The 12,319-nt window shown below is 62.9% G+C and carries 10 protein-coding genes; 6 read left to right on the forward strand and 4 right to left on the reverse strand.

Annotated features, from left to right (window positions below):
* The first annotated feature begins 75 nt into the window (after positions 1-75).
* Entirely contained in the window at positions 76-1,311 is a 1,236-nt protein-coding gene (locus EWF95_RS13315; protein WP_142444573.1) for a glycosyltransferase family 2 protein, read from the forward strand.
* 12 nt (positions 1,312-1,323) lie between these two features.
* Here the strand turns inward: EWF95_RS13315 and EWF95_RS13320 are convergent, their stop codons facing one another.
* The 4 genes from EWF95_RS13320 to EWF95_RS13335 all read right to left on the reverse strand — a co-directional run bounded on the left by EWF95_RS13320 (position 1,324) and on the right by EWF95_RS13335 (position 6,168).
* The gene (locus EWF95_RS13320) at positions 1,324-1,890 is read right to left on the reverse strand and encodes a DUF7344 domain-containing protein (RefSeq protein ID WP_142444574.1); all 567 of its coding nucleotides are present in this window, start codon (positions 1,888-1,890) and stop codon (positions 1,324-1,326) included.
* A gap of 89 nt (positions 1,891-1,979) precedes the next feature.
* Positions 1,980-4,214, reverse strand: coding sequence for a signal peptidase I (locus EWF95_RS13325; protein WP_142444575.1), 2,235 nt, complete (start codon positions 4,212-4,214; stop codon positions 1,980-1,982).
* An 18-nt stretch (positions 4,215-4,232) separates the two neighbouring features.
* Entirely contained in the window at positions 4,233-5,366 is a 1,134-nt protein-coding gene (locus tag EWF95_RS13330; protein WP_142444576.1) for a DUF5305 domain-containing protein, read from the reverse strand.
* A 145-nt stretch (positions 5,367-5,511) separates the two neighbouring features.
* On the reverse strand, positions 5,512-6,168 hold the full coding sequence (locus EWF95_RS13335) for a CheF family chemotaxis protein (protein ID WP_142444577.1): 657 nt from the start codon (positions 6,166-6,168) through the stop codon (positions 5,512-5,514).
* Positions 6,169-6,283: 115 nt separating this feature from the next.
* Between EWF95_RS13335 and EWF95_RS13340 the strand changes: the two genes are divergently transcribed.
* The 5 genes from EWF95_RS13340 to EWF95_RS13360 all read left to right on the forward strand — a co-directional run.
* Entirely contained in the window at positions 6,284-6,481 is a 198-nt protein-coding gene (locus tag EWF95_RS13340) for a dodecin (protein ID WP_021039911.1), read from the forward strand.
* A 336-nt stretch (positions 6,482-6,817) separates the two neighbouring features.
* Entirely contained in the window at positions 6,818-7,738 is a 921-nt protein-coding gene (locus EWF95_RS13345) for a response regulator (protein ID WP_142444578.1), read from the forward strand.
* 4 nt (positions 7,739-7,742) lie between these two features.
* Positions 7,743-10,133 (forward strand): GAF domain-containing protein, encoded by a 2,391-nt coding sequence (locus tag EWF95_RS13350; RefSeq protein WP_185911794.1) that lies wholly within the window; start codon positions 7,743-7,745, stop codon positions 10,131-10,133.
* Positions 10,134-10,231: 98 nt separating this feature from the next.
* Positions 10,232-11,809, forward strand: coding sequence for a cryptochrome/photolyase family protein (locus tag EWF95_RS13355; RefSeq protein WP_142444580.1), 1,578 nt, complete (start codon positions 10,232-10,234; stop codon positions 11,807-11,809).
* Between the two features lie 290 nt (positions 11,810-12,099).
* The coding region (locus EWF95_RS13360) for an FGGY family carbohydrate kinase (protein ID WP_246055732.1) at positions 12,100-12,319 on the forward strand (220 nt) is incomplete at its 3' end.

A 12,319-nucleotide genomic window follows, 5' to 3' on the forward strand; every position in this document is an offset into this window, starting at 1 on the left:
ACTCGTTAGTTACCGCCTAACGGTGGTAAGACGGTGTTGCAGCAGATTTATTATAATGTCCGGCCATCATTGGCTGTGTCACAGTTGCTATCGGCCCAAGGACTGCTTGCAGTAGTGTTGTGGGCAGCACTTGCCGTCTATGGCTTTTCCGCGCTGTGGTGGGTCATCGAGGTTGCCGCCCTCTCGTTCCGGTGGGATCACAACACCGAGGAGGTGTGGGGACTCGACGACATCCAGGTTCGCGTCCTCACGATCGATGCCGAGGCGGTCGTCCAACAAACGGTCAACGCGTTGCCCGACGGGATCGTCGATGTTCGTGTCATCGCCGAGGCCGACATCAGCATCGACGGGGCGGAGGTACACGTCGTTCCCGAGGAGTTCGAGTGCACCGCGACCAACAAGGGCCGAGCCGTCGAATGGGCCCGCCAGAACGTCGATTCCGACGAGGAGTATCTGCTGTATCTCGATGAGGATACGATCGTCACCGAGCTGACCGGGCTGCCGGATGCTGATTTCATCCAGTTTACGGAAAAACCAATCTACACCGGCTCGCGGCTGACCTACCTCTGTGAGGTGTTTCGCACCGGCTACCAGTTCGAACAGCTCGGCTTTCACCGGCTGTCGTACCCCTTGTACGCCTGGGGCGGTGGGTTTGCGATCCGCCGAAAGATCGAAGCCGAGATCGGCTGGGATGTGCCGACGATCACCGAGGATACAAACCTCGTCTGGCGGGCCGCCAGAGAGTACGATCTCACCTATCAGCTGGTCGACTCCCGGTTTCGGAATCAGGCCCCGCCCTCGCTGAAGGCAATGCTCAAACAGCGTCGGCGATGGATGTCCGGCACCGTCGGCGACGATTATCTGTTACCGCCGTTGTATCGGCCACTGTACTTTACGCGTGTCGTCGCCTGGGCGTTCTCGCCGTTCGTGCCGTTTCTGGCTCTCGCGTCGTATCTGCTTCCCGGAACAGCACCGGGGATGGAGCTGTACACGCTGCTCTCGACGGCCCTACTTGGCATTCTGTTTGTCTACATGCTGTTCGGCCTCGTCGCCTACCGAAAACACCCTTTCCTGTGGCCGGTCTTTCTCCTGCTCACGCCGGTCGCCGTGGTACTCCACTCGATCGGCGCGCTGTGGGGCGTTGTCAGCCCGGTCACGAACTTTGAGGTCACCGAGAAGGTCACCCCCGATACGGTCGAGCAGGCCAACAAGCTAGAGACGGGCGAACTCGATGCTCACGACGGTACCGGGCGACTCCTGCGGGAGTCCGACGACGAGTTCGAATGGGGCGTCTTCAGCGACGACGATTAGGATACCAGTTACTCACTCCGTGTTGTCGGCATCTCCAGCCGCCGTCTCCTCGTCGAAGCTTCCCAGGCTGACCCGCTCCGACTGTTGGAGATGGACAAGCGAGGAGATCAGATACGCCACCAGCAACACCGCCGCAACGCCACCCATCGAGATCGCGTCGGGGAGCCAGCCGAGATAGCTGAATCCGAGGACGACGCCGCCCAGCACAGTCAAGCCGAGATAGTACACCGACCACGGCACTGTCTCCTCGGGGACAACTTCGAGATAGACATCGAGATTTTTCGCCTTCTCAGTCGAGGCCAGTCGATCACCGTCGACGGAGATCAGCCCCGCATCCTCCAGCTTTGAGAGATGGTGCTGTTGGATCGATGTGTAGACGCGCTTTCGCTCTTTGGAGGTGATCTCGGCGATCGGTTTGTCGTACTCCCAGGCGGCGACCTGTTCGGCGACATCCGACAGCGTCGTCTCACCGTCGGCCTGGTTGCAGGCGTACAACACGTACCGCCGGCGGTGGCTGCTCAACACGCTAAACAGCGTATTCTTCGTTTCGCGGGCTTCCGGGGTGATGGTCGAACTCATCGTTGGGGCCGGGGGTTCGGCTCTATGCGAGAGCAATACTCTGGAGCCACTTAATCGTAGGATATGCGTACGACGGTCGGTGGGGTCACCTACTCGTCGACATCGTGGCCGGCCGACCGGAGTAGCTCGACGCATTGCTCTCTGGGGTAGTCGATATCGTAGGTGTCGGCCAGATACGCCTGCAGCGTCGCCGGTGTCCACGCCTCGGCGTCGTAGCCGGCGGCCGACGGTGAGTCGTTGAGTGCGGTGATCGCCGTCATATACTGTTCGTCGCTGAGGCCGTCGCCGCCGCCCAGCGACGCGAAGTCGTCGAAGGCGGTGGAGTCATCGCTACCGTCGCCATTGTCGTCCCAGTTCTCAACCGTCGTGTCGACATCGTCGCCGACCGCCTCGTCCGCCGTGTCATCGTCAGCGTCGTCGCCGACCGCCTCGTCGTCAGCGTCGTCGCCGACGACCTCATCGGTTGAATCGGCAGTCGACCCCGCGGATTCGTCGTCGGCAACCGGATCCCACAGGGTGTCTTCGGCTACCGGCTCCGCGGTGACATCCGAGTCGTCGACATCGGCTGTCTCTTCATCGTCGGAATCGCGCAACGGCTTGGTTTCGAAGGCGGATTCAAACGCCGCCTGTAGCCGCGGATCGACGACCGACTCATCGGCGTCGTCGGTGGCATCACCAGTAACGGTGTCGTCGCCAGCATCGTCGGGAGCGTCGGCAGCGGCGGTGTCGGCAGCAACGTCGCCGGCGGGGTCGCCACCACCAGCGGTGTCGTCGCCGACCGGTGGCTCCGGGGTCGACCCGCCGGAAGAGAGATGGCCGGCTCGCCGCAGGAGTCGCTTGCAGTCCTCCCGTGGGTAGTCGGCCCCGTACTCCTCGAAGAGATACCGCTGTAACAGCGGCAGCGACCACGCGTCGGCCTCAAGCCCAGCGTCGGCAGGCGGCTCCTCAAGCGTGTTGTGAACACCGACCAGCTCCGAATCGGTGAGCGTCCGGCGCGGCCCATCGTCGGCCGGCTGCGACGGGGTGCGTTCCGGTGTCGACTCGTCGCTCGCGTCGGCCGGGGTCGGCGGTTTGGGGCCGGACGTATCGGGGCCCTCATCCGAGCCGAACCAGTTTCGGCGATGGGACGAAGAGCCGCCGGGCGGGCTTGGTGGGCTCGATCCCGAACCACGCAGCAGGAACGCCGGCATGATCCGGCGGAGCTCCTCGCCGAGCTCCAGCTCCCGCTTTCGGGAGCGCAGCCGCAGCCGATCGGTGCCGACCGTTGCCACCGACACCCCGACGACGATCCCACCGACGAAGAGGTTGATCGCCGCGATAGCGACGACCGGGTGGATCGCATGCAGGCTGGCGATCAGCGACGGCGGCAGCACGACCAGATATCTGTACTCGCGGACAAACCGCAGGTAGCTCCCCGTCTGATCGGGGGCCTGCATCGTGATAGATGTCTCTACGGTGCTGCGTCTCGGGACATAAATCTGGGATTCACGAACCTCGACGCCGTCGCTTGCGGCCTCCAAAAACACCACCACCGGGAGGTGGCCGCTGTTCTGCATCGCGTACGTCACATCGCTTTCGCCGCCGACGGCGATGATCTGCTCGTTGTCGGTCGGCGACTCCGAGCTGAGGATCTCATACTGGTACACACCGGATGGCAACAGCATCGAGATGTTCAACGGGATGATAACAACCAACGCCAGCACCGCGATCACGATGATCGCATTGTCGAAGACGCCACCCCGCGATCGGCTCCGCTGTCGTTTGTTGGTCGCGCCGGTAACCGTTCCGTACACGAACAGGACGAGGCCGGCGACCATCGCGACCGTCGACAGCGTCGTCACCTCGATATCGAACCCAAGTGGAATGAGGATGAGATCCTGTATCGCAGTGCCGACCGACCGCACCGCGCCGACAGAGGCCCCGAGCCCCGGGATCGTGACGATCCCGTCACCGAACGTCAACGCGACAGCCCGGATCTGGCCCTCGGCGACCGGGGGTTCGTCGCCATCCTGATCGGTAAACGGGTTGGCATCACCCTGCGTGATATACCCCTCCTCGGTGATGTCGACGACCCGGTGGGTCGTCAGCTCACCCCCGCCGAGCTCCTGGGACTGAAAGAGGATCACGTCGCCGACCTCGGGGTCGTCGGCGATGATCGCCGGCACCGCAAGAAAGCCGTCGTTTGGCTCCAGGGTCGGTGACATGCTCCCGGTTTCGACGAACACGATCGCCGGCTGGCCAAGCAGTTGGCTGACCAACAACAGGAGGATCGCCCCGATCACCAGCCCGCCGACGACGTACTGGAGGAACTCCGAGGGTTTCATCGGTCGCGTCCCTCCAGGTCAGAACTCATACTCATCGAACTCATCGATGGTGGTATCCGCGTAGCTGATGAGCCAGTCACGGGCGGGCGAATCCGGCTGGATGTAGATGTAGATGTAGGTGTCGTCCAGCACGGTGCTGACACCCAGCTGCTCGTCTTCGATGACGCGTTTGTTGGTGTCGATCGCCACGTCGACCAACCCCTCTAAGGTGTCGACAAGGACGGTCTGTTCGTACTCCCGCTCGGAGGGGAACTCGCCGGTGGTGATCCACTCGGAGAACCGCTCGCGGGCCTGTTCGATCTCGATGAGCTCCTGTTCCTCGTCGGTGAGCTCGGTGTAGCCGGAGTACCGGAGGCCCAACAGGAGGATCAACAGCATGACGACGATACCGAAGGCGATGATCGAGCCGTAGGCCTGCACCGGCGAGGGCTCGGCCAACACCTCAACGGTCTCGAAGGATTCGTGTGTCTCATCGACCGTCACCGGCTCGTTGATGCGGAACGTCGACGGTGAGACGACGATCGGGAGCTCGCTGCGGTAGGTTGTGTCGACGCTATCGCTTTCGACATCGCCGGCGAGCTGGGAGACCGAGACAACCCGGACATCAACGATCCCTTCGTTCGAATCGAGCTGCTGTTGGACGGTGCCGATCGTCTGCAACACCTCCCGGATGTTGACCGTAAAGTCGACGCGGTGGGGCTCACCCGGATCGATCGTCTCGCTGTCGGCGGCCAGCGGCTCGGAGAGCTCCCAGTAGGTTTCGGTCATGTTGCCGTTTTCGATCCGCCCACCACGGATCAGCAGATAGGTGTCGGTGGTCACCTCGACGCTGCCGCTGTCGGCGGTGTACTCATACCGGTAGGTGCCGTCTAACTCCTGTGAGAGCGCGGTGTAGTACAGCGGCCGGTTGGTGGCGCGCTCGCCGGCGGCAAACGGCAGGCTATCGTTGGTGATCGACGCACTGTGGCTGTAGGCGGTCGACTCCGACCACTGTTCGGTCAGTCGCTGTTCGGTCTCGATGGTGGGTTCGAGGTTGATCTGGTAGGCCCACCAGCCGACGCCGGCGGCTGCAAGGATCAACACGACGATGAGGACGGTTGCCCACTCGTTGAGAAACGAACGAAGCTTGAGCGAGCGGTCGATCTCCGCCATTTATCGCCCTCGTCGCCCGGCCGCACTTGTTTGACAGCGATCGAGTACCCGCTCCGAGCGGTAGGGGCATCCTGATCGCTGACATCGCTGCATACCGCCACAGAGCACGCCGACCGGCATAAGTGCAGTGCCTACAGGGGTCGCCCTACAGCCGGTCGTCGTCGATGCGCTCGGTGACGAGCATGTAGCCACGCCCGGTGAGCATGCTGCCGATCCCCCCGCCGCTGATCAGGCCGGCCTCCCGGAGCGGGCCGAAGAGCTCGGTGATGTCGGCGGCCGATTTCCGAAGGATGGATTCGATATCGATGTCGCCGACAGCCGAGTAGAGGGTGACGAGTAGTTCAAGCTGGGCCGCCGAGAGCTCAACATCGGCGATCTTGCGTCGCTGCTTGCGGTAGTACCGCCGCAGAAACTGGGTGAACAGCTCGTGTTCCCGATCATCCCAGACGCTAAACTCGGTGGTGTAGACGGTCGCCGGTGGGTCGAGATGTCGCACCGCAAGCGTTTCAACCGTCGTACCGTTGATCGTCCGCCGGCTTCTGCCGACGCCGATGATATCGGTAAACCGGATCTGTAGGGTGCCGATCAGGCGGCTGACGTTTGTCACCCGGATGGTTCGGCGACTGATGGTGAGCCGGCCCGCCGCCGGCGGCGTCTCAAGGACGCGCCCGCCACGCTTGGCCGGGTGGACAACCCCAACCGGCGTGTCGGTGAGTGGGTCGGTGTCGGGTTCGGTGACGATCCACGGCGAGGGCTCGATCAGCCGTGATTGCTCGCCGCGAGGCTCCGGCGGCCGGTGCATACGCTGGGCTCAGCATCGATCGACCAAAAGCACTAGGGGTTTTCCCACAGGCGACACCACCGCTGGGGGCTCGGCGGGGGGCTTTTTGGTTGCAGACGTGGAATCAAGAGGTGCAATGGTACACAAGAAGGTCACCCTGATCGGCACCAGCACGGATAGCTTCGATGCGGCCGTCGACGACGCGATCGCCCGCGCCCGCGACACCCTGGAGAACCTCCATTGGGTCGAAGTCGAGGAGTTGGGCGTCGAACTCGCCACCGCCGACGACAAGGAGTATCAGGCGGAGGTCGAGGTCGCCTTCGAACTCGAATAGACACCACAGCAATCAACCGGCGGTGTTCAGATAAGAGCAGCTAAGCGGGCGGGTCGGACGGCTGATCAACCGCCGCCTTGGCGGACTGAAAGGGCGAGGCGGGCGTGGCGGCGAAGCCGCCACGTTTGCGGCGGCCGGCGCAGCCGGCCGCCCACTCGGCGAACCCGGACGACGTAAGCACTGCAGGAGTGAGCATAGCGAACGACGAAGCGCGCAGCGAGTCCCGGGAGCCGAGCGCGCCGAGGGCTTTCTACACTCTCTCAGGAAGCTCCTTATCTGAACACGATCAATCAACCGCCCCAAAGTGATTTTACATCCGCTGTTCGTGATACACCCATGAGCGACAGCGGGCCGCTCGGTTCCACGGGCGCGTCCCCAGCCTTCCGCGAAGCCGCCGCCCTCCTTGCGGAGCCGTGGCCACCGGTCGTCCTCCGGCAGCTGGCCGACAGCGACGGGCTGACCTTCGAAGCACTCGCCGAGGCACTGCCTGAGCTCACCGAGGAGCAACTGGGTGAAACATTGTCGGCACTGGAAGCCACCGGGGGTCTCGAACAGGTCGAGATCAGCAGCCACCCGCCGGAGTTTGCCTACGTGTTGACCGATCGCGGTGCCGAGCTGGAAGCGGTTTGTCAACAGCTCGCCGACTGGGTCGACACCGCCCCCGAGGCGGAGCGGATTATCGTCGTCGCCGACGACGACCGGCGGGTCGCCACCATGCACACCGCGTGGCTCTCGGATGCGTATGCGGTTCGCACCGCCCACGACGGCGAGGAGGCGATCGAGATGCTTGGCCCCGAGGTCGACGTGTGTGTCCTTGATCGTCGGATGCCAAGGAAGTCCGGCGACGAGGTGTTGGCGTGGCTCCGCGAGCAGGGGTACGACACCCGCGTCGTGATGATCACCGCCGAGGAACCCGGCGAGGATCTCTTCGATCTCGACTTCGATGAGTATCTCACCAAGCCGGTCTCGGAGGCCGAGTTCAAGGCTGTCGTCGCCGACCTGATCGAACGAGGCGAGTACGACAGCCAACTTCAGGCGTATCTCGCCCGGCAGTCGACGGTCAACGCACTGCAGGCGGCAGACGACGAGGAACCCGATGACGCTGTCGACGACAATGGAGCCGATGAGAACGTGGTCAGCGACGAGGACGCTGTCGACGACAAGGGAACTGACGATATGATCGACGACACGGACGCTGTCGACGACACCGACGATACCGATGGCTTCGAGTGGTCGGAGTCGAACGGGGGGACATAGCGCGATGGCAACCGATGAGGGCTTTGGGGTCGACGATGACGCATCGGTCGAGGCGGTGCTCGATCGCATCGACGACGCCGTCTACGCACTCGATACCGACTGGCGGTTCACCTTCTGCAACGAGCACGCCGCCGACCTGCTGGCGGTCGATCCGGAGGAACTGCTCGGCGAAACGCTGTGGGAGGCGTTTCCCGAAACCACCAACGGGCGCGTCGGCAAGGAGTTTCGCACCGCGATGGAGACCGGGGAGACGACTCGTTTCGATATCTACTACGACCCGCTTGCGCGGTGGTTTTCGGTGCGCGCCCATCCCAGCGACACCGGACTAACCGTCGTCTTCCGTGATCTCGCCGAGGAGGGCGGCCGCGACCTGGATCTCCAGCGCAAGCAACGACTCTTTGAGGCGGTCTTCGAGCAGACCGAGGACGCGTTGATCGTCGCCGACGGCGACCGGCGGATCACGGATCTCAACCCGGCGGCCGAATCGCTGTTCGGCTATGCGACCAGCGAGGTGGCCGGCCAGCCGGTGTCGACGCTGTACGGGGAGCCGATCGGCGAGGAGAGCGAACCCCCTCGATCCGGCGACCAACTCTACGTTCTCACCTACGAGCGCGCCGATGGCACAACCTTCGAGGGTGAGACGCTCAGCACGACGCTGACCGGGCCAAATGGGGCAGCGTTGGCAACGCTGGCCTCGATCCGCGATGTGAGCAGCCGGATGGCCTACGAGCGACAGATCGAGGCCCGAAACGACGCACTCAGGCGGTTTCATGCGATCACGACCGACGAGGAGCGATCCTTTGAGGCGACCGTCGAGGCGATGTTGGGGCTGGGTGTCGACTATCTCGACGTCGATATCGGCATCTTTGCCAGCATCGACGCCGACGAGTACGTGGTGGAAGCCACCGCCTCGGACAGCGCGCCGATCGACGCCGGCGACAGCTTCGATCTGTCGGCGACCTACTGCGAACGCGTGGCCGCCGCCGGCAAGCCAATCACGTTCACCAACGGTTCTGACGGCGAGCCCGCCGACAGCCAGGTGTACGGAACCGACGGCCTTCGAACCTATCTGGGCGTGCCGGTCGTTGTCGACGACACGCTCTACGGCACGCTCTGTTTTGCCGCCCACGACGACCGCGATGAACCCTTTAGCGACGGCGACACCGCCTTCGCCCAGATCGCCGCCCAGTGGCTTGGTGCCGAGCTCTCAAGCAACGCCTTCGAGACCAAGCTCACCGCGCTCAACGAAACCGCCAGACAGCTCATGGCGGCGGAGTCCCGCGACGAGATCGCCGAGATCACGACCGAGCGGGCGGAGGCGGTGCTTGATCTCCCGCTGACCGGCGTCTGGTGGTACGACGACGACCGCGACGAGCTCATGCCGGCGACCCAGACGGCGGCGGCAGCCGAGCTGATCGACGAGCAGCCGACGTTCCAGGAGGGTGATGCCGTGGCCTGGGAGGTGTACACCGACGGCGAGCCGCGGGTGTATGACGATCTCACCGACGCCGAGGAGCTACACAACGAGGAGACGGTCTTCGGCTCGGAGGTGTTGGTGCCGCTCGGCGATCACGGCGTGCTCATCACCGGCGCGACGACAGCGCATGCGTTCTCGGAGACCGATCGAACGCTGATCGATGTGTTGGCAGCGACGGTCACCGCCGCCCTCGATCAGGCCGAACGCGAGGCGATCCTCCGGGAGACACAGGGCGACCTCGAAGCCGCAAACGAGGAGCTCGCGTTGCTGAATCAGGTCGTCCGCCACGACATCAAAAACGATGTGGCGGTGATCTTGGGTCACGGCCAAAGCCTCGCCGACCGGCTTGATGACGACAGCGCGGACGCCCTCCAGCCGGTGTTGCGGGCGGCGACCCACATCACCGACATCACCGAGACGGTCGGTGAGTTCCTTGATGTCCTCGGCGGCGACGCCGAACCCGCACTGGAGTCGATCGATCTCGCCGCGGTGGTGACCGACGAATGCCGGAAAGCACGCGACACCTACGAGAACGCCGACATCCGGATCGACGATGCGTTCCCGATCGGGGTCGAGGTTGCGGCGACGGAACTGCTTTCCTCGGTGTTCCGAAACTTGATCACCAACGCCGTCACCCACAACGACAAACCGACCCCCGAGGTGACGATCAGCGGCGAGGAGCGCGGCGACAGCGTCGTCGTCCACGTCGCCGACAACGGCCCCGGCATCCCCGAGGATCGCCGCGACGAGATCTTCGGCCGCGGCGAACGCGGATTACAGAGCCCCGGCTCGGGGATCGGGCTGTATCTCGTTGATACCCTCGTCAAGATCTATGACGGCGATATCGAGATCAGCGACAACGATCCCGAGGGGAGCGTGTTTACACTCACGCTTCGGAAAGCTGAGGCGGCGGCGTAACCGACACGGGTGAATGGGTCGACATCGACTGCGACGGTCGCACCTGCTTGGTGTTGATTCGGCTACACCGCTAAGTGTGCGGGCCCGCTATCGGGCGTATGCAACAGCCGATCGTCGGCGATCTGCCGGAGTACTCCCTCGGCGAGAGCGATGTGCCGTGGGTGCTTGGGACACAGTTGACCACACGCTCCGGCCCGATCGCCCGCGCAGCCGAGGGGTCGCGGGTGCTCATGATCGAGGCCCACGACTTTGCGGCGCGGAAGCCGTATCACCACCACAAGCTGACGCTCGTTTTCGCCGCGATGCGACAGTTTCGGGATCGACTGCGGGCGGCCGGCTACGAGGTTATCTACATCACAGCCGACAGCTTCGCCGACGGCTTTGCGGCGTTTTTCGACGACCACCCCGATACACGGCTGGTGGCGATGCGCTCGCCCAGCTACGGCTCCGAACGCCGGTTTCGGGAGTTGATCGAGGCCGCCGGCGGCGACGTGCGGTTCGTCGACAACGAGCTGTTTGCCAGCACCCGGCAGGCCTTCGACGAGTGGGCCAACGCCGACCCCGACGACGAGACGCCGACGTTCAAACACGAGTCGATGTATCGGTGGCTGCGCCGGGAGACCGGCGTGTTGATGGACGGCGACGAGCCGGTCGGCGGTGAGTGGAACTACGACGACGAGAACCGTGAGTTTCCAGACGAGACGTGGGCGGCCCCACCAGCTCCGTCGCCGGAGCCCGACGAGCAAACAGTCGAGACGGCTGCCTGGGTTGAGGACAGTTTCGAGACGTGGGGTGATACCTCAGTTGATGACTTCCCGTGGCCCGTCACCCGCGAACAGGCGCAGGACGCCCTTGATCGGTTCATCGATGAGCGACTCGGCGAGTTCGGCGAATACCAGGACGCGATGCGGGCCGACGACTGGGCGATGGCCCACTCGCTTCTGAGCTCGTCGATCAATCTCGGGCTGTTGCATCCGGTGGAGGTTATCGAAGCCATTATCGACGCCTACGACTCTCGTGACCTCCCGCTCAACGCCGTTGAGGGCTGTGTTCGGCAGATCCTTGGCTGGCGGGAGTTCATGCGACACGTCTACCGACACGCGATGCCGGCTCTCGCGGAGGCCAACCAACTCGATGCGACCGCGTCGCTGCCGGACTTCTACTGGGATGGCGACACCGAGATGGAGTGTCTCTCACAGACCATCAGCGAGGTCTACGACCGCGGCTACTCCCATCACATCCAGCGGCTGATGGTGTTGGCCAACTTCGCCACGCTCTGGGGTGTCGAGCCGGGCGAGCTCAACGACTGGTTTCATGCGACCTACGTCGACGCCTACCACTGGGTGACGACCCCGAACGTGATCGAGATGGGCCAGTACGGCCACGGCGTTTTCGCCACGAAGCCGTACGTCTCCTCGGCGAACTACATCGACAAAATGTCAGATTACTGTAGTGATTGTCGGTATTATAAGACGAAGACAACCGGCGAGAACGCCTGTCCGTTCAATGCGTTGTACTGGGATTTTCTTGATCGCAACGAGGAACAGCTCCGGAGCAACCACCGCATGGGCCTGATGTATAGTCACGTCGATGACAAACAAGAGAGCGACGAGCTGTCGTCGATCCGCGACCGCGTCGCCACGCTTCGCGCCAAGGCTGCTGACGGCGATATATGACCTGCTCAGAGATGCTACTGAGGACACAATAGATATCTAACACATTAAATATCCGATTGTTATGCCCCCTGCCGACCCAAACTGAACAAATAGATGGTTAATAATACTCTTCCCCCAATTTCAGCAGAAATTAATATTCAAATATAAACATGATATATCCTAAATGATCATGTTTATACTGGTGGTTTCTGTACTGTCAGTATGGCTCGGGTGCAACTGGCGAGAGATCAATCCGACGTGGAGTGCCGGCACTGTCGCCACGACGCCCGCCATACTACCAGGTGATATCTATGACAGACACATACGTTGGTTCAATTGACCAAGGGACGACTGGAACTCGTTTCATGGTCTTTGACCATGACGGGAACGTCGTATCGCAAGCCTACGAAAAACACGAACAGATCTATCCGGAGCCCGGCTGGGTCGAGCACGACCCGATGGAAATCTGGGAGAACACGAAGCTCGTCATCAACGAGGCTCTCGACAAGGAAGGCCTCGACGCTGACCAGC

It is taken from the genome of Halonotius roseus (assembly GCF_006861655.1).
GTDB lineage: Archaea > Halobacteriota > Halobacteria > Halobacteriales > Haloferacaceae > Halonotius > Halonotius roseus.

Bases quoted from the DNA above. Each gene is read 5' to 3' on its own strand.
- EWF95_RS13355 (WP_142444580.1), top strand. From the start codon at position 10,232: ATGCAACAGCCGATCGTCGGCGATCTGCCGGAGTACTCCCTCGGCGAG.
- EWF95_RS13335 (WP_142444577.1), bottom strand. From the start codon at position 6,168: ATGCACCGGCCGCCGGAGCCTCGCGGCGAGCAATCACGGCTGATCGAG.
- EWF95_RS13330 (WP_142444576.1), bottom strand. From the start codon at position 5,366: ATGGCGGAGATCGACCGCTCGCTCAAGCTTCGTTCGTTTCTCAACGAG.
- EWF95_RS13320 (WP_142444574.1), bottom strand. From the start codon at position 1,890: ATGAGTTCGACCATCACCCCGGAAGCCCGCGAAACGAAGAATACGCTG.
- EWF95_RS13350 (WP_185911794.1), top strand. From the start codon at position 7,743: ATGGCAACCGATGAGGGCTTTGGGGTCGACGATGACGCATCGGTCGAG.
- EWF95_RS13345 (WP_142444578.1), top strand. From the start codon at position 6,818: ATGAGCGACAGCGGGCCGCTCGGTTCCACGGGCGCGTCCCCAGCCTTC.
- EWF95_RS13325 (WP_142444575.1), bottom strand. From the start codon at position 4,214: ATGAAACCCTCGGAGTTCCTCCAGTACGTCGTCGGCGGGCTGGTGATC.
- EWF95_RS13340 (WP_021039911.1), top strand. From the start codon at position 6,284: ATGGTACACAAGAAGGTCACCCTGATCGGCACCAGCACGGATAGCTTC.